Here is a 17,617-nt window from a genome sequence, read left to right as displayed (position 1 = left end):
GTCGATATCGGCCCGCTACTCCATGGCGGGCGCTGTGCTATCTTAGCCGCACTTTTTGCCTGGCGAACGGCTTATCGACCGCCGTTCGTACAGACGCGATATCCGTCATAAAAAGCTCCTGTAACCGGCCTCCGGGCCAGTCAGGCTCAACATAAGGCAGGCTCATGCAACGGCTTTATCGTAAACGCATCGTGCTTGGCGTCGGCGGCGGAATCGCCGCATACAAGAGTGCCGAGCTGGTGCGTCGCTTGCGCACCTGTGGCGCGGAAGTCCGGGTCGTCATGACTCAGGGCGGCCGTGAATTCATCACTCCCCTGACCCTTCAGGCCCTATCGGGCCACCCGGTGCATCTTGATCTGCTCGATCCGGCAGCCGAAGCGGCGATGGGACATATCGAGCTGGCCCGCTGGGCGGACCTCGTCCTGATCGCGCCGGCTACAGCCGACCTGATGGCCCGCCTGAGCCAGGGCATCGCCAATGACCTGCTGACCACGGTCGTGCTGGCGACCGATGCACCCGTGGCGCTGGCTCCAGCCATGAACCAGGCCATGTGGCGGGACCCGGCGACCCTGGCCAACACCGAACTGCTGAAAAGCCGTGGCTTCAAGCTCTTCGGCCCCGCCTCAGGCAGCCAGGCCTGCGGAGATGTGGGCATGGGTCGCATGCTCGAACCGGATGATCTGGCGCAACTTGCCGCTGACTGTTTCGCCCGGCAGAGCCTGACGGGTCAGCACATGCTGATCACTGCAGGCCCCACGCAGGAAAACATCGACCCGGTGCGCTACATCACCAATCACAGCTCTGGGAAAATGGGCTTTGCCCTGGCCGAGGCGGCCGTGGAAGCAGGGGCTCGCGTCACCCTGGTGACGGGCCCCGTCCACCTGCCGACGCCTGATCGCGTCAGCCGTGTGGATGTCGTCAGTGCCCGCGACATGCTGGCCGCCTGTGAGGCGGCCATGCCATGTGATGTGTTGATCGCCGCAGCCGCCGTGGCTGACTTTCGCCCAGAAGTCGTCGCGCCACACAAGCTCAAGAAAGATCCCGCCAGCGGCGAGGGCATGCTGCTTCAGATGGTGCGCAACCCAGATATCCTGGCCACCCTGGCGCGCCGCCCGGATCGGCCGTTCAGCGTAGGTTTTGCCGCCGAGACGGAGCACCTGCTCGACTACGCCTCGCGCAAGCTGGTGGACAAGAATCTCGACCTCATCGTCGCCAACGACGTAGCCAACCCGGCCATTGGCTTCAACAGCGAAGACAATGCCGTCAGCGTCATTGACCGCGACCTGCACGAAACCCGCTTCGCCCAGACCAGCAAGGGCAAGATCGCCCGCCAGCTGATCGACTTTATCGCCAACCGACTCAGACAAACACAGACTCATGCATAGCCTTCAAGCCAAGATTCTCGATCCCCGCCTCGGTACTGATTTTCCGTTGCCAGCCTACGCAACGTCCGGCTCTGCCGGGCTCGATCTGCGCGCCATGCTCAAGGACGACATAACCCTGGAGCCGGGCCAGACGGTTCTGATTCCAACCGGCCTGTCCATCTACATTGCCGATCCGGGCCTGGCGGCTCTTGTTCTGCCGCGCTCGGGCCTGGGCCATAAGCACGGCATCGTGCTGGGCAATCTGGTTGGTCTGATCGACTCGGACTATCAGGGCGAACTGATGGTCTCATGCTGGAACCGTGGTCAAACCACTTTCACCATTACTGTGGGTGAACGCATCGCCCAGCTCATGCTGGTACCGGTCGTTCAGGCGCATTTCAAACTGGTGGACGAGTTCGAGCAAACCGAGCGAGGCGCAGGTGGTTTCGGACACTCCGGTACCCGCTGACCGCCGAGCCTGCCTCCCAGGGACAGAAACGAGGTGCTGCATTGAAAAACACCAAGCGCAAGGCCACGCCCAAAGGCCCCGCTCAAGAAAAGAACAAGAACGTCTCTCTGCTACCCAGTCTTCTACCTGCCCTGGCGGGCTCCCTCCTGGGACTGGGCCTGCTGTGGGGTCTCGCCATCGAGCCGCTGCAGCGGGACTCCCAGACACAATTGACCCAGGCCTGGGGACAAGGGCAGGCCGCCGCTGTGAGCCAGGCGCTGAGCCAGCTGGAAAATCGCGCCCGCATGACTGCTGCCGAGCCCATGGTGGTCCAGGCACTGACCCAGTCCAACGAGGACTTGCGCTCATCAGCTGAGCAGATTCTTCAGCACGGCGGCCTGATCGATGCCCATCTGGTTCGTCAGAACAGCAGCCAGCCCAACGAGACAAGGCCGGGGCCCTTGAACTTCGCCGCTCTGGATCTGGCACGTCGTGTCAGCTCAGGGCAGCCTGCCGGATCAGAAGCCTACCGGGTCGGCCAGAAATGGCTGGTCTATACCGCAGCCCCCGTTACTGCAAGCGACAGCCGGGTCGTTGGCACCGTCCTGCTGGTACAGGACCTGCGCGTCCTGCTAAGCGGCCTGACAGGCATGCCCATCGAGGCGGGCCACTGGCAGCTGACCCAGCGCTTCAACCAGGCTGCGCCTCAACGGTTGGCAGAGGGCGGCATACCGGTCACTGCCGATACGCATACCTTCAAGACCAATAACCCTCTCTGGACGCTGGAAGTAATACCGGCCACCTCGTTCAGTGCTGGCTGGCCGTTATGGACGTTGCCAGCGGCGCTCATCCTGTCGCTGGCCGGGGCCGGGGCCGGGCTTTTGCTGCTGCGCAGGCACCTGCAACGGCGTCTCGTTGACGATGTGTGCAGTCTCTCCCGTTTTCATCAGGAACTTGTTAGCGGTCTTGTGGCCCAACGGCCTGTTTTGCGGTTCTCACAACTCGAACCCCTGACACAGGCACTGGTCGGGCCACCGCCGAAATCCACCGAAGCAGCCGCTTCGGTCACGGCGCCTGTAGAGGCGACCGTAACGGCATTGGCCAAGCAAGGCAGCGCGTCGTATACAGACCCGATGTTTCCAAGCAGTGACGACATACTTGATATCGATATCCTCGACGAAGACCAGGATCTCCTGGGATTGGAGAAACCCCTAATGAGCAACACCGTTCAAGCCCCGAAACTCAATACCAGCATTTTCCGCGCCTACGACATCCGTGGCGTAGTGGGCGACTCCCTGACGCCGGAAACCGCGTACTGGATCGGTCGCGCCATCGGCTCCGAAAGTCTGGCCCGTAACGAGCCCAACGTGGCCGTAGGCCGTGATGGCCGCTTGTCCGGCCCGGAACTGGTCGAGCAGCTGATCAAGGGGATCGCTGATACCGGCGCAACCGTCAGCGACATCGGCATGGTGCCCACACCCGTTCTGTACTACGCAGCCAACGTTCTGGCTGGCAAGTCCGGTGTGATGCTCACAGGTAGCCACAATCCGCCGGATTACAACGGTTTCAAAATCGTGATCGCCGGCGAGACCCTGGCCAACGAAAGCATTCAGCGCCTACGCGAGCGCATCGAGACCGGCGACGTTGCAACCGGTCAGGGTACCGTTGAAAAGATCAACGTACTGGATCGCTATTTCGACCAGATCAAGAACGACATCGTCCTGGCCAAGAAGCTGAAAGTCGTGGTCGACTGCGGCAACGGTGTGGCCGGTGTGGTTGCACCCCAGCTGATCGAAGCCCTGGGCTGCACGGTTATTCCGCTGTTCTGCGACGTTGACGGCAACTTCCCGAATCACCATCCGGATCCGGGCAAGCCCGAGAACCTGGAAGACCTGATCGCCAAGGTCAAGGAAACCGGCGCCGACCTGGGTCTGGCCTTTGATGGCGACGGCGACCGCGTAGGCGTCGTGACCAACGAAGGCAACATTATCTATCCAGACCAGCTGCTGATGCTGTTCGCCAAGGATGTGGTATCCCGCAACCCGGGCGCCGATATCATCTTTGACGTCAAGTGCACCCGCCGCCTGAACAACCTCATCGCCGGCTACGGCGGTCGTCCGATCATGTGGAAGACCGGTCACTCCCTCATCAAGAAGAAGATGAAGGAAACCGGCGCGCTGCTGGCGGGCGAGATGAGCGGTCATGTGTTCTTCAAAGAGCGCTGGTATGGCTTTGACGATGGCATCTACAGCGCCGTGCGTCTGCTCGAGATCCTGAGCCAGGAGAAGGGCACCGCCCAGCAAGTATTTGATACCTTCCCGGTGGATATCTCTACACCCGAGATCAATATCCAGGTGACCGAAGAAGGCAAGTTCGGCATCATCGATGCCCTGCAGCGCGATGCCAAGTGGGGTGACGCACAGATCACCACACTGGACGGCGTGCGTGTCGACTATCAAGAAGGCTGGGGTCTGGTCCGTGCGTCCAACACCACGCCGGTACTGGTGCTGCGCTTCGAGGCTGAAACCCAAGAAGAGCTGGACCGTATCAAGGATGTCTTCCGCAAGCAGCTGCTTGCCGTTCAGCCTGACCTGAACCTGCCGTTCTAACATTCGAACCGCAGAATAAAGGGCGCCCAGGCGCCCTTTATTTTTATCGACCTGAGGAGTACGCCATGACCCTGAGCCGCGATGATGCCTCGCATGTCGCCCAAGTGCTTTCCGAAGCGCTGCCCTATATTCGCCGTTTCGTCGGCAAGACGCTGGTAATCAAGTACGGCGGCAACGCCATGGAAAGCGATGAGCTCAAGGCCGGCTTCGCCCGAGACATCGTGTTGATGAAGGCCGTGGGGATCAACCCGGTCGTGGTGCATGGTGGCGGCCCCCAGATCGGTGATCTGCTCAAGCGCCTGAGCATCGAAAGTAATTTCATCGACGGCATGCGCGTCACCGACAGTCAGACCATGGACGTCGTGGAAATGGTGCTGGGCGGTCAGGTGAACAAGGACATCGTCAACCTGATCAACCGTCATGGCGGTCGTGCCATTGGCCTGACCGGCAAAGATGCCAACCTGATTCGAGCGACCAAGCTCACTGTCAGCCGTCAGACACCGGAAATGACCAAGCCGGAAATCATCGATATCGGTCAGGTCGGAGAGGTCAGCGGTGTAAACACCGAACTTTTGAACATGCTGGTATCAGGCGATTTCATTCCCGTCATTGCACCCATTGGTGTGGGCGCAAACGGGGAGTCCTACAACATCAACGCGGACCTGGTGGCAGGGAAGGTAGCCGAAGCCCTCAAGGCTGAAAAGTTGATGCTTCTCACAAATATCGCCGGTTTGATGGACAAAGAAGGGCAGGTTCTGACCGGATTGACCACTGAGCAGGTAAACGGCCTGATTGCCGACGGCACCATTTACGGGGGCATGCTGCCCAAGATTCGCTGTGCTCTGGAAGCGGTGCAGGGTGGGGTACAAAGCGCCCACATTATTGATGGCCGCGTCCCTAATGCTGTACTGCTGGAGATCTTCACCGATATCGGTGTGGGCACATTGATTACCAATCAGCAGCTGTAAGCCTAAAAACGGGGCTCAGGCCCCGTTTTCAGTGGAATCGCTTACTCATCCAGAAGCTGTACGATCCGGGCGCGATCCGCATTGAAGTTGGCCTCTGCCGTCTGGCGATCCTTGATATACCGGTCCAGCTCGCTCTGCAGGCGATGCTCTTCCCCCTTGAGCGCCTCGATCCGCTGAAGCAGATCGTCCGGCACAGCCTGACCACCACGCTGATAACTGGCCGCCTGGCTCATGAGCGTGTCGCGCTGCTGGTTGAGCGCCTGAAGATTCCCGCGCTTGACGGCCGCCAAGCCGTCCAGCTCGTTCAGTTTACGCACCTTGGCGCGATCGACATCCGCCACACTGCTGTACAGCCTGAGGAGATTTGCGTCCGCCTGGGCCTGCTGTTTGGCTGCCGCCCGTCGGAGAATTTCTTCAGCAGGCGGGGCAGGGGGCACGACCTTCATGACGCGCCCCTGCTCGTTGAGAATATCGTATCCCTTGCCTGCATATTCGGCCGGCACGCCCTGCCGATCGATCACGGTCACACCGTTGCGATCCACATAGCGATACAGCTGGATGGGGGTGGACTCAGCAGCCAGAACACTACTTGTCAGTAAAATCAGGGCGCTCCCAAGCACCGCCTTTTTTCTTCTCGCCACCGCCATCTCGCCTCATGCGTCAGTTCAGATACCGTAATTCGCGCGGTAGGCTTCAACAGCCGGCAGATGCTGCTTCAGCTCAGTGTCACCGGCCAGATACTCCAGTACCTGATCCAGGGCCACGATACTGACGACCGGCATTCCAAAGTCCCGCTCGACCTCTTGAATGGCCGACAGCTCGCCTTTACCACGCTCCTGGCGATTCAATGCAATCAATACGCCAGCAGGCGTGGCACCTTGTGCCTGAATGATCTGCATGACCTCGCGGATTGCAGTACCGGCCGTGATGACATCGTCGATAATCAGGACGCGACCCGCCAGCGGAGCCCCCACCAACATGCCGCCTTCACCGTGATCCTTGGCCTCTTTTCGGTTGAAGCACCAAGGCAGGTCACGACCATGTTCTTCGGCCAGCGCAACGGCTGTAGAGGCAGCCAGCGGAATCCCTTTATAGGCCGGACCGAACAATACGTCGAAATTAAGGCCTGAGTCTGTGACCGCAGCGGCGTAGAAACGTCCTAGCTGAGCCAAGGCGTTTCCGCTGTTGAACAAACCGGCATTGAAGAAATACGGACTAACACGTCCGGACTTCAATGTGAATTCACCGAAGCGCAGAACTCCGCGCTCGATAGCAAAACGAATGAAATTGCGTTGATACGCCTGCATTACGAAAATCCCGGGCGGCATGAATTTAGCTAAAGCGTTTGAGCTCGGGTATCATACATCCACGATTTTTTGGGGGCCATTTATGCGGATCATTAGTATGAACGTGAATGGTATTCAGGCTGCCGTTGAGCGAGGGTTGCTCAATTGGCTTCAAGGCCAGAATGCCGACGTGATCTGCTTGCAGGACACCCGCGCCTCCGCCTTCGATCTGGAAGATCCTGCCTACCAACTGGATGGCTACTTCCTCTATGCCTGCGACGCCGAGGTACCCAGCCAGGGCGGTGTTGCGCTGTATAGCAAGCTCCAGCCCAAAGCGGTCATCAGCGGCCTGGGTTTTGAGACTGCAGATCGTTACGGACGCTACCTGCAAGCTGATTTTGACAAGGTGAGTATTGCCACACTGCTTTTGCCTTCCGGCATGGGCGGTGATGATGAACTGAACCACAAGTTCAAGTTCATGGACGACTTCACCAATTACCTGAACAAGCAGCGCCGCAAGCGCCGCGAGTACATCTATTGCGGTTCGCTCTACGTCGCACATCAGAAGATCGATGTGAAAAACTGGCGCGAATGCCAGCAGATGCCGGGCTTCCTGGCACCTGAGCGGGCCTGGATGGACGAAGTGATCGGCAATATGGGCTATGTGGATGCCCTGCGCGAGATCAGCCGTGATGGCGACCAGTTCAGCTGGTGGCCGGACAGTGAGCAGGCCGAGCACCTGAACCTTGGCTGGCGCTTCGACTATCAGATCCTGACACCGGGTCTGCGCCGTTTCGTGCGTTCGGCACGCCTGCCTCGGCAGCCGCGCTTCTCACAGCATGCTCCGCTGATGATCGATTACGATTGGGCGCTCAGCATCTGAGAGTTGTTGGTAATAAATAAAAAACCGGCCCAGGGCCGGTTTTTTATTGTCTGACGCTCAGTCCACCGGTCGCCAGCAGAAGGGATACCGGTAAGGGCGGCCCTTGTTGGCCTTGAGGCCCGCGATAACGGTCAGCACAAAGGCCCACACGCCTACGAGAACCATCAGAGGAAAACCGATCAGTACCCAGGCGAGCAGCCAGCAGAGCAGGGTGGCCACCGTGATGGTGAGCTGGAAGTTGAGTGCTTCCTTGCCCTGATCATCAATGAATGGATCAGCTTCCCGCTTGAACTGCCACACGACGAGCGGTCCGATGACATTGCCGATCATGGGCGCCACGAACCACAGAAACGCCGAATAATGGCAGAGCATGGCCCAACGGCGTGCATCTGCACTGGGGACTTGCTGTAGTTCGTTCATACGCCCTCGTCAGGTCATTCGGCCAAGGCGGCCTTTTGTATCTCGAACAGATCCTTGATGCCTTTCTGAGCCAGCGCCAGCATGGCGTTGAACTCTTCAGGTTGGAAGGGTGCACCTTCCGCCGTGCCCTGGACTTCGATGAAGCCGCCAGCATCGGTCATGATCACGTTTAGATCGGTCTCGGCAGTGGAATCTTCAAGATAGTCCAGATCCAGCACCGGTGCGCCCTGGTAGATACCCACAGAGACGGCTGCAACCATCTGCTTGAGCGGGTTGCCCTTGAGCCCGCTACGCTTCTTGAGCGCCGCCAGCGCATCGACCAGCGCCACACAGGCTCCGGTCACAGAGGCCGTACGGGTACCGCCATCGGCCTGGATCACGTCGCAGTCGATGTACAGGGTGTTCTCGCCCAGCTTGGTCAGATCTACCGCCGCACGCAGCGAGCGGCCGATCAGGCGCTGGATTTCCAGGGTACGGCCACCCTGCTTGCCACGGGAGGCTTCACGCTGGGTACGTTCGCCGGTCGCACGTGGCAGCATGCCGTATTCGGCCGTCAGCCAACCTTGACCCTTGCCCTTCAGGAAGCGTGGCACTCCGGCCTCGACGCTGACCGTGCAGATCACTTTGGTGTCACCGAACTCCACCAGAACCGAACCTTCGGCATGCTTGGTGTAGTGACGGGTGATGCGGATCTCGCGTAACTGGTCGGCAGCGCGACCACTCGGACGATTCATGTAGGGATACCTGTTGCAGGAGAAAACTGGTCGTCATTATAGGCCCCATAGAGGATCATGCGACATCACTACGTTGGGCCCACCGTCAGGCTGGGGTAGACTTACCTCTTTTTTGCGGACCGCTCTGCAGCGAAAACGCTTCCGTGATCGTTGCCGGGTATTCCCGCACTGCTTAAGCGAGGACATTCCATGGTGCATAGCATGACGGCCTTCGCCCGCGTTGAACGCGCGGGTGTGTACGGTACGCTGAGCTGGGAGTTGCGCTCGGTCAATCATCGCTATCTGGAGCCGCACCTGCGTTTGCCTGAAGCGTTTCGTGACCTTGAAGGCAGTGTCCGCGAGGCACTGCGCCAGGGCCTGTCACGTGGCAAGGTGGAATGCACCCTGCGTTTCAGCGAAGAGAATGCCGCACCCAGCCTACAGATTGATGAACAGCGCGCCGGTCAGCTGATTGCAGCAGCCGAACGCCTGGCGTCGATGATCCAACAGCCCGCCCTGATCGATCCGATGACCGTCCTGAGCTGGCCGGGTGTACTGATTTCCCAGAGCGCCGACCCACAGGCCCTGAATGCCGAGGCAAAAGCCCTGTTTGCAGCCGCACTGGATGAACTCAAGGCCGGCCGCAACCGTGAGGGAGCGGAGCTGGCCCGCCTGATCGAGGAGCGCCTGCAGGCCATTCTGGTCGAAGTGGCCGCGCTTCGTGAGCTGATTCCCGAGATGCTCGCCGCCCAGCGCCAGAAGATTCTCGACCGCTTTGCCGAGCTAAGCCTTGAGGCCGATCCACAGCGGCTCGAACAGGAGCTGGTCATGCTGGCCCAGAAAAGCGACGTGGCAGAAGAGCTGGACCGTCTGACGACGCACGTAGGCGAGGTGAGCCGTGTGCTCAAGGCTGGAGGCGCCGCCGGCCGTCGCCTGGACTTCCTCATGCAGGAACTCAACCGCGAAGCCAACACCCTAGGCTCAAAAGCCTTTGACCCGCGCTCCACCCAGGCGGCGGTCAACCTCAAAGTATTGATAGAACAAATGCGCGAACAAGTGCAGAACATCGAATAGGCCATTCACTATGACAGCCCTCCCTGGCACCCTTTACATCGTTTCGGCGCCTTCGGGTGCAGGCAAGACCAGCCTGGTCAAGGCCCTGCTCGATGCCCTGCCTGAAGTCCGTGTATCCGTCTCCCACACCACACGCGCCATGCGCCCGGGCGAGGTTGATGGGGTCAACTATCACTTCGTGGATGTCTCGACCTTCCAGGGCCTGCTGGAGCATGGCGATTTCCTGGAGCACGCCGAAGTGTTCGGCAATTATTACGGCACGTCCCAGCGCCAGCTGGAGCAGACCCTCGCCGAAGGTCACGACCTGATCCTCGAGATCGATTGGCAGGGTGCCCAACAGGTGCGTCGCAAGATGCCTCATGCTCAGTCCATCTTTATCCTGCCGCCCAGCCAGGAAGCCCTGCGCCAGCGACTGAACAACCGCGGGCAGGATAGCCATGAGGTGATCGAGCGACGCATGCACGAAGCGGTCAGCGAGATGAGCCACTATGTCGAATATGACTACCTGATCATCAATGATGACTTCGCCTCGGCACTGGAAGATCTAAAGTCCGTCTTCCGAGCCAGGCAACTGCGTCTGGACCGCCAGCAACGCCGACACAACGAATTGCTCGAAAAGCTCCTGATCCAGCGGTCATGAGCCAAACGGCACTTCCCTTAGCACTGCCGATTTTTTAGACTACACAGTCCTCCCGCTTCGGGATCACATTACCACCGAGGAACACCATGGCCCGCGTCACCGTTGAAGACTGCCTGGATAACGTCGATAACCGTTTCGAACTGGTCATGCTCGCCACCAAGCGCTCGCGTCAGCTCGCAACCGGCGGCAAAGAGCCCAAAGTACCGTGGGATAATGACAAGCCGACCGTAGTGGCCCTGCGTGAAATCGCTGAAGGCCTGGTCGATGACGAAGTGGTTCGTCAGGAAGATATCGTTGAAGAAGAGCCGCTGTTCGCTGCTTTCGAAGAAAACAACGAGGCCGATAGCGAGGCGCTGTAAGATGCCGGACCGACGAGCCGTTACGTGGGCCGGCAGGAGATAAGCCATCTATGCCAGCCATAGACACGTTCTCCGAACGGCTCGCGTCCTATTTGGGCCCTGATCAGGTCAACCTGGTCCGCCGCGCCTATTACTACGCCGAGCAAGCTCACGATGGGCAGCGCCGCCGCAGCGGTGAGCCCTACGTGACCCACCCGCTTGCGGTCGCCAATATCCTGGCCGATATGCACATGGACCATCAGAGCCTGATGGCCGCCATGCTGCACGACGTCATCGAGGATACCGGCATTGCCAAAGAGGCGCTCACGGCGCAGTTCGGCGAAACCGTGGCCGAGCTGGTGGACGGGGTCAGCAAACTGACCCAGATGCAATTCGAGACCAAAGCCGAAGCCCAGGCGGAAAACTTTCAGAAAATGGCCATGGCCATGGCGCGTGACATTCGCGTCATTCTGGTCAAGCTGGCCGACCGGCTGCACAACATGCGTACCCTTGATGCCATGCCGCCGGACAAGAGCCGTCGCATCGCCAAGGAAACCCTGGAAATCTACGCGCCGATCGCCAACCGGCTGGGCATGCACAATATGTATGCCGAGTTCGAGGATCTGGGTTTTCGGGCCATGCATCCCATGCGCGCCGAGCGTATCCGGCGTGCAGTCAAGGCCGCCCGGGGCAATCGCCGCGAGATCGTCAGCAAGATCCAGGAGTCGCTGACCAGCTGTCTGCAGCGTGAAGGGCTTCCGGGCGAGGTGATCGGTCGCGAAAAGCACCTCTACAGCATCTACCAGAAGATGCGGGGCAAGCGTAAGTCGTTCAATGAAATCATGGACGTCTATGCCTTCCGCCTTATCGTCGACAAGGTCGACACCTGCTACCGCGTCCTGGGCGCGGTGCACAGCCTGTACAAGCCGATTCCGGGCCGCTTCAAGGATTACATCGCCATTCCCAAGGCCAACGGGTACCAATCCCTGCATACGACCCTGTTCGGCATGCATGGCGTACCGATTGAAATCCAGATTCGCACCCGCGAAATGGAAGACATGGCTAACAACGGCATTGCAGCGCACTGGCTCTACAAGTCAGGTGAAGAGGAGCCAAAGGGCTCCCACGCCCGTGCTCGCCAGTGGGTAAAGGGCATCCTTGAACTCCAGCAGCGCGCCGGCAACTCCCTTGAATTCATCGAGAACGTGAAGATCGACCTGTTCCCGGACGAGGTCTACGTCTTCACGCCAAAAGGCCGGATCATGGAGCTGCCCAAGGGCTCCACGCCGGTCGACTTTGCTTATGCGGTACACACCGATGTGGGCAACAGCTGCATTGCCTGCCGCATCAACCGCCGTCTGGCACCGCTGTCACAGCCGCTCAACAGTGGCGAGACGGTAGAGATCATTACTGCACCTGGCACACGGCCTAATCCGGCCTGGCTGAATTTTGTCGTGACCGGCAAAGCGCGGACGAATATCCGCCATGCACTCAAGCAGCAGCGCCGATCCGAATCGATCAGCCTGGGCGAGCGTCTGCTCAACAAGGCGCTGGCCAACTTCAATACCCAGCTCTCCAGGATTTCCCTGCCGCGTATCCTGCCGGTCTTGGCGGAATACAAGGTAGTGGTACTCGAAGACCTGCTGGAAGAGATCGGCCTGGGCAACCAGATGGCCTACGTGGTCGCCCGTCGCCTGGTATCGGCCGATGCCGAAAGCCAGGAAGATAAGGCGCAGACCGAAGGCCCGCTCGCGATTCGGGGTACCGAAGGGCTGGTCCTCAGCTATGCCAAGTGCTGTACGCCGATTCCAGGCGACCCGATCGTTGGGCACCTGTCGGCGGGCAAGGGCATGGTCGTCCACCTGGACACCTGCAAGAACATCGCCGAGATTCGTCAGAATCCCGAGAAATGCATCCCGCTCACCTGGGCAAAGGATGTGGTTGGCGAATTCAATGTGGAGCTACGCGTTCAACTGGAGCATCAGCGCGGCCTGATCGCCATGCTGGCGACCAGCGTAACGGCAGTAGATGCCAACGTTGAAAAGATCAGCATGAACGAGCGCGACGGCCGCATCAGCGTGGTTCAGCTGGTGGTCAGCGTGCATGACCGTGTACACCTGGCTCGGGTCATTCGAAAACTGCGTACGCTTTCCGGCGTCGCCAGCATCACACGCGTTCGCAGTTAACGAGCCTTTCCACCTGTCCCTGATGCCTGCTAGCCTGTCGGTTCTATCGACAGGCTTTTTGTCATCTGGATAAAGGAGCGACTCCATGAGCAAGACCGTGATCCATACCGAGAATGCACCGGCCGCCATCGGCACCTACTCCCAGGCGATCAAGGTCGGGAATACGGTTTACCTGTCCGGGCAGATCCCGCTGGATCCCAAGACCATGGAGCTGGTAGAAGGCTTCGAGGCGCAGACCGTACAGGTATTCGAGAACCTGAAAGCCGTTGCGGAAGCCGCGGGCGGTTCGCTGGCTGATATCGCCAAGCTGAACATCTTCCTGACTGACCTCAGCCACTTTGCCAAGGTGAACGAGATCATGGGTCGTTACTTCCAGCAGCCCTATCCGGCGCGTGCCGCCATTGGCGTAGCAGCGCTGCCCAAGGGTGCCCAGGTTGAAATGGACGGTATCCTGGTTCTGGAATAAGCACGACAGGGCGCAGCCCCACGGCTGCGCCTGCTTGTCCTAGGCATTCAGGATAGCGGAATAGCCTTCGCGAAAGTTGGGGTATTGCGGCGTCCATCCTAATTCACGGGCGCGCGTATTGCGGCAGCGCTTGCTACCGGCCCGGCGTACGGCAGATTCCTCCGCCCAATGGGTAACGCCCAGTTGCTCACGCAACCACATGACGACATCGTGGAGCGGAGCGGGCTCATCATCCACCCCCAGGTAAACAGACTCCAGCGCAACGCCCTGTTGATCCGCGCTCAACAGATGAGCGAGCAGCGCGGCAGCATCGTCAACGTGAATACGGTTGCCATACAGCGGTGGCTCACTGGCGACGCGATACCCCTGGCGAACCTGATTGAGTAGCCATTCGCGGCCAGGGCCATAAATACCGCTCAAGCGTACAGCTGTAGCAGGCAGGCCGCTTGCCTGTGCCACCTGCTCGGCCTCCAGCAGGATCTTTCCGGAATAACCTTCGGGCTCGGTCGCTGAGGTCTCGTCCACCCACTCGCCGTTTTTCTGCCCGTATACGCCAGAGCTGGAAATAAAGACCAGCCGACGCGGCGTTTGCTGGTGCTGTTCAAGCCACGCCAGCACATGCTGAAGGCCCTCGATGTAGGCAGTGCGGTAACCGACCTCATCGTGCTGCGTCGCCGCAGCGGCGTATACGACATAATCCAGCGGCTCGGTTGGCCATTGCGCTGGCGCCTCCGCGGCGGTCAGGTCGCCTGCGACCGGTAGAATAGCCTTGGGCAGTTGCTCCACCGAGCGGCGCAGCCCATGCACCGTCCAGCCAGCTGCCTGCAGGCGTATACCCAGGCGGCTGCCAACGTCGCCACAGCCGGCAATCAGAACACGAGGGGAGACGGACATAGGAATACCTGCATCAATAGCGATCGAATGGAGTAGCTTGCCCAGTCACGTTTTAAGCCTCAAGCCTTGCAACACAGCTTGGTTCAAAAAAGAGCAGCCGTTATGCTTGCAAGTGATAGTATTTGTTAATTGGTCATTAGCTGACCCGTCTGGCGAACGACTCGGAACGGACGACCTTCAAGCGTCGCCGTCATTTCGGAATGGCGCCTTGCCTGACACCTCGCCGAGCCTCGTGCGCCGCTGTGTATGGAAAGGCTCTAAGGATTGATTCAATCATGACCCTCACTGAACTGCGCTATATCGTGACTCTTGCCCAGGAGCAGCATTTCGGCCGTGCCGCCGAACGTTGCCATGTCAGCCAGCCGACTCTGTCGGTCGGGGTGAAAAAGCTTGAGGACGAATTGGGCATCCTGATCTTTGAACGCAGCAAGAGTGCGGTTCGCCTGACACCCACGGGTGAAAGCATTGTGGCCCAGGCCCAGAAGGTGCTGGAACAGGCCCAGGGTATTCGCGAGCTGGCCCAGGCGGGCAAGAACCAGCTCAGCGCTCCGCTGAAGATCGGCGCCATCTATACGATTGGCCCTTATCTGTTTCCCCACCTGGTTCCCCAGCTGAACCGTGTGGCGCCGGAAATGCCGCTGTATATCGAAGAGAATTTCACGCACGTCCTGCGGGACAAGTTGCGCACCGGTGAACTCGACGCCATCATCATCGCGTTGCCGTTCAGCGAGCCGGACGTTCTGACCAAGGCGCTCTATGACGAGCCCTTCTACGTCATGATGCCCGCACGCCACCCATGGACGGAGCTCAAGTCGATCGATAATGCCCAGCTCAGCGACAAGAGCCTGTTGCTGCTGGGTGAAGGGCACTGCTTCCGCGATCAGGTGCTTGAGGCCTGTCCGACGGTGCGCAAGCATGGGGACGAAGCCAAGCATACCCAGGTCGAGTCCTCGTCGCTGGAAACCATCCGCCACATGGTGGCCTCCGGGCTAGGCGTGTCTGTTCTGCCGTTCTCGGCAGTGGAAAGCCATCATTATGCGCCGGGCGTGATCGAGGTTCGCCCGTTCACCGCGCCGGTGCCTTATCGTACGGTCGCCATTGCCTGGCGAGCCAGCTTCCCGCGTCCACGCGCCATCGAGGTGCTGGCCGACTCGGTACGCCTGTGCTCCGTGGCCCGACCTGAAGCGGCAGGAGTCGTACAACCGGCATGACCGAACTGTCTGCTATCCCGGTTACCGCGCTGAAAGGCATCGGCGCGGCCATGGCAGAGAAGTTGGCCAGGGTAGGGCTCGAGAATCTGCAGGATGTCCTGTTTCATCTGCCTTTGCGCTACCAGGACCGTACCCGAGTCGTCCCGATCGGGGCCTTGCGCCCTGGGCAGGACGCTGTTGTAGAAGGCGTCGTAGCCACCGCTGATGTCATCATGGGTCGCCGACGCAGCCTACTGGTTCGCCTGCAGGACGGCAGTGGCACATTGAGCCTGCGCTTCTTTCATTTCAGCCAGGCCCAGAAGGATGGCATGAAGCGTGGCACGCACCTGCGCTGCTACGGTGAAGTAAGGCCCGGTGCATCGGGGCTTGAAATCTATCATCCGGAATACCGGGCCCTGAAGGATGACGCGCCAGCGCCTGTCGAACAGACACTGACGCCGATCTATCCGACCACCGAAGGGCTGACCCAGCTGCGTCTGCGACAGTTGACCGAACAGGCACTGGAGCGACTGGGGCCGCATAGCCTGCCAGACTGGCTGCCGCCGGAAATGGCAAAACAGTACAAGCTTGGCCCTCTGGCCGAGGCCCTGCGCTATCTCCACCGCCCGCCGCCGGACGCCGATGTTGAGGAGCTGGCAATAGGTCATCATTGGGCACAGCGCCGGCTGGTTTTCGAGGAGCTGTTGACCCATCAGCTCTCCCTGCAACGCCTGCGTGAAACCATGCGCGCGCAGCAGGCACCGCCATTGCCACCTGCTAAAAAACTACCCAAACAATACCTGGCCAACCTGGGCTTCAAGCCTACCGGCGCCCAGCAGCGGGTCGGTGCAGAAATTGCCCATGATCTGGCCCAGCATGAGCCCATGCTGCGTCTGGTACAGGGTGACGTAGGGGCAGGCAAGACCGTGGTCGCGGCCATGGCTGCACTGCAGGCCATTGAGGCTGGGTATCAGGTCGCCCTGATGGCACCGACAGAAATCCTAGCCGAGCAGCACTACCTGAATTTTCAACGTTGGTTCGAGCCTCTGGGGCTGGAGGTTGCCTGGCTGGCTGGCAAGCTCAAGGGCAAGGCGCGCACCGCGTCACTGGAGCGCATTGCGGCCGGAACGCCCATGGTTGTCGGCACGCATGCTCTTTTTCAAAGTGAAGTCCACTTTGCACGGCTGGCCCTTGTCATCATTGATGAGCAGCACCGCTTCGGTGTTCAACAGCGGCTGGCCTTGAGGCAGAAGGGTGTAGAAGGGCGCCTGAGCCCCCATCAGCTCATCATGACCGCAACGCCCATTCCGCGCACACTAGCCATGAGCGCCTATGCGGATCTGGATACCTCGGTGCTGGACGAATTGCCCCCAGGCCGTACGCCGGTCAATACCGTCACCATTACCGATACCCGTCGCGAAGAAGTCGTGGAGCGTGTGCGCGCCGCCTGCCTGGAAGGCCGACAGGCCTATTGGGTGTGTACGCTGATTGAAGAGTCTGAGGAGCTGACCTGTCAGGCCGCGGAAACCACCTTCGAGGAATTGTCGCTGGCCCTGGGCGAGCTGCGGGTCGGCTTGATCCACGGCCGGATGAAGCCCGCTGAGAAGGCCGAGATCATGGCGCAGTTCAAGGCGGGCGAGTTGCAGCTGCTGGTAGCCACCACAGTGATCGAGGTTGGCGTGGACGTACCCAACGCGAGCCTCATGATCATCGAGAACCCCGAGCGGCTGGGCCTTGCCCAGTTGCACCAGTTGCGCGGCCGGGTAGGGCGGGGCAGTGCGGTCAGCCACTGTGTGCTGCTGTTCCATCCTCCGCTGTCGCATATTGGCCGTGAGCGGCTGGCGATCATGCGGGAGACGAACGACGGCTTCGTGATTGCCGAACGGGATCTGGAATTGCGTGGCCCGGGTGAAATGCTGGGTACCCGGCAAACCGGTCTCCTGCAATTCAAGGTCGCCGATCTGATGCGCGATGCCGATCTGCTCCCGGCGGTACGGGATGCCGCTCAGGAACTGCTGGCAAAATGGCCCGCCCATGTCAGTCCACTGTTGGAACGTTGGCTACGCCATGGTCAGCAATACGGCCAGGTCTAAATAAAAGTTTGTGACCTTTGGTCAGAGGCATTCCAGTGCGGCGCG

Annotated in this window: 17 protein-coding genes; 12 read left to right on the top strand and 5 right to left on the bottom strand. The window is 60.0% G+C overall.

What is annotated here, in order from left to right:
* The first annotated feature begins 164 nt into the window (after positions 1 to 164).
* The 4 genes from coaBC to argB all read left to right on the top strand — a co-directional run bounded on the left by coaBC (position 165) and on the right by argB (position 5,389).
* A complete protein-coding gene (gene coaBC, locus JQR90_RS00590) occupies positions 165 to 1,385 on the top strand; it encodes a bifunctional phosphopantothenoylcysteine decarboxylase/phosphopantothenate--cysteine ligase CoaBC (RefSeq protein ID WP_010796455.1) in 1,221 nt (406 codons plus the stop codon).
* Positions 1,378 to 1,833: a dUTP diphosphatase gene (gene dut / locus JQR90_RS00585; RefSeq protein ID WP_010796454.1), complete on the top strand. Its 456-nt coding sequence runs from the start codon at positions 1,378 to 1,380 to the stop codon at positions 1,831 to 1,833. Before coaBC ends, dut begins: the two co-directional genes overlap by 8 nt.
* A 1,193-nt stretch (positions 1,834 to 3,026) precedes the next feature.
* Positions 3,027 to 4,421, top strand: coding sequence for a phosphomannomutase/phosphoglucomutase (algC, locus tag JQR90_RS00580; RefSeq protein WP_196122108.1), 1,395 nt, complete (start codon positions 3,027 to 3,029; stop codon positions 4,419 to 4,421).
* A 65-nt stretch (positions 4,422 to 4,486) separates the two neighbouring features.
* Positions 4,487 to 5,389 carry an acetylglutamate kinase gene (gene argB / locus JQR90_RS00575; protein ID WP_010796452.1) on the top strand — a complete coding sequence of 301 codons (903 nt, stop codon included), beginning with the start codon at positions 4,487 to 4,489 and terminating at the stop codon, positions 5,387 to 5,389.
* 41 nt (positions 5,390 to 5,430) lie between these two features.
* Here argB and JQR90_RS00570 read toward each other — a convergent pair whose 3' ends face one another.
* Both JQR90_RS00570 and pyrE read right to left on the bottom strand, forming a co-directional pair.
* The gene (locus JQR90_RS00570) at positions 5,431 to 6,030 is read right to left on the bottom strand and encodes a DUF4124 domain-containing protein (protein WP_371106364.1); all 600 of its coding nucleotides are present in this window, start codon (positions 6,028 to 6,030) and stop codon (positions 5,431 to 5,433) included.
* Between the two features lie 24 nt (positions 6,031 to 6,054).
* Positions 6,055 to 6,696 carry an orotate phosphoribosyltransferase gene (gene pyrE, locus JQR90_RS00565; RefSeq protein WP_010796450.1) on the bottom strand — a complete coding sequence of 214 codons (642 nt, stop codon included), beginning with the start codon at positions 6,694 to 6,696 and terminating at the stop codon, positions 6,055 to 6,057.
* A gap of 82 nt (positions 6,697 to 6,778) precedes the next feature.
* Here pyrE and JQR90_RS00560 point away from each other — a divergent pair, with 82 nt between their 5' ends.
* Complete coding sequence (locus JQR90_RS00560; protein ID WP_037029885.1) at positions 6,779 to 7,558, top strand: exodeoxyribonuclease III; 780 nt, start codon at positions 6,779 to 6,781, stop codon at positions 7,556 to 7,558.
* 57 nt (positions 7,559 to 7,615) lie between these two features.
* Here the strand turns inward: JQR90_RS00560 and JQR90_RS00555 are convergent, their stop codons facing one another.
* Positions 7,616 to 7,978 (bottom strand): DUF4870 domain-containing protein, encoded by a 363-nt coding sequence (locus JQR90_RS00555; protein WP_010796448.1) that lies wholly within the window; start codon positions 7,976 to 7,978, stop codon positions 7,616 to 7,618.
* 14 nt (positions 7,979 to 7,992) lie between these two features.
* Positions 7,993 to 8,712 carry a ribonuclease PH gene (gene rph / locus JQR90_RS00550; protein ID WP_010796447.1) on the bottom strand — a complete coding sequence of 240 codons (720 nt, stop codon included), beginning with the start codon at positions 8,710 to 8,712 and terminating at the stop codon, positions 7,993 to 7,995.
* Between the two features lie 189 nt (positions 8,713 to 8,901).
* Between rph and JQR90_RS00545 the strand changes: the two genes are divergently transcribed.
* The 5 genes from JQR90_RS00545 (at position 8,902) to JQR90_RS00525 (ending at position 13,395) form a co-directional block, all read left to right on the top strand.
* Entirely contained in the window at positions 8,902 to 9,765 is an 864-nt protein-coding gene (locus JQR90_RS00545; RefSeq protein WP_010796446.1) for a YicC/YloC family endoribonuclease, read from the top strand.
* Positions 9,766 to 9,775: 10 nt separating this feature from the next.
* The gene (gene gmk / locus JQR90_RS00540) at positions 9,776 to 10,405 is read left to right on the top strand and encodes a guanylate kinase (protein WP_010796445.1); all 630 of its coding nucleotides are present in this window, start codon (positions 9,776 to 9,778) and stop codon (positions 10,403 to 10,405) included.
* Positions 10,406 to 10,491: 86 nt separating this feature from the next.
* Positions 10,492 to 10,764 (top strand): DNA-directed RNA polymerase subunit omega, encoded by a 273-nt coding sequence (gene rpoZ / locus JQR90_RS00535; RefSeq protein WP_010796444.1) that lies wholly within the window; start codon positions 10,492 to 10,494, stop codon positions 10,762 to 10,764.
* A gap of 50 nt (positions 10,765 to 10,814) precedes the next feature.
* Complete coding sequence (gene spoT / locus JQR90_RS00530) at positions 10,815 to 12,929, top strand: bifunctional GTP diphosphokinase/guanosine-3',5'-bis pyrophosphate 3'-pyrophosphohydrolase (protein WP_010796443.1); 2,115 nt, start codon at positions 10,815 to 10,817, stop codon at positions 12,927 to 12,929.
* Positions 12,930 to 13,014: 85 nt separating this feature from the next.
* Complete coding sequence (locus tag JQR90_RS00525) at positions 13,015 to 13,395, top strand: RidA family protein (RefSeq protein ID WP_010796442.1); 381 nt, start codon at positions 13,015 to 13,017, stop codon at positions 13,393 to 13,395.
* A 39-nt stretch (positions 13,396 to 13,434) separates the two neighbouring features.
* Here the strand turns inward: JQR90_RS00525 and JQR90_RS00520 are convergent, their stop codons facing one another.
* The gene (locus tag JQR90_RS00520; protein ID WP_434140275.1) at positions 13,435 to 14,289 is read right to left on the bottom strand and encodes an NAD-dependent epimerase/dehydratase family protein; all 855 of its coding nucleotides are present in this window, start codon (positions 14,287 to 14,289) and stop codon (positions 13,435 to 13,437) included.
* 275 nt (positions 14,290 to 14,564) lie between these two features.
* On the opposite strand from JQR90_RS00520, the gene JQR90_RS00515 reads away from it, so the two are divergent.
* Entirely contained in the window at positions 14,565 to 15,500 is a 936-nt protein-coding gene (locus tag JQR90_RS00515; protein ID WP_010796440.1) for a hydrogen peroxide-inducible genes activator, read from the top strand.
* Positions 15,497 to 17,572 carry an ATP-dependent DNA helicase RecG gene (gene recG / locus JQR90_RS00510; protein ID WP_073450138.1) on the top strand — a complete coding sequence of 692 codons (2,076 nt, stop codon included), beginning with the start codon at positions 15,497 to 15,499 and terminating at the stop codon, positions 17,570 to 17,572. The genes JQR90_RS00515 and recG overlap by 4 nt, the downstream gene beginning before the upstream one ends.
* The last annotated feature ends 45 nt before the right edge of the window (positions 17,573 to 17,617 follow it).

Origin of the sequence: Pseudomonas sp. JZ114, assembly GCF_051027705.1 — a bacterium.
Taxonomy (GTDB): Bacteria; Pseudomonadota; Gammaproteobacteria; order Pseudomonadales; family Pseudomonadaceae; genus Chryseomonas; species Chryseomonas luteola.
This window is presented reverse-complemented; position numbering and strand designations above follow the sequence as displayed.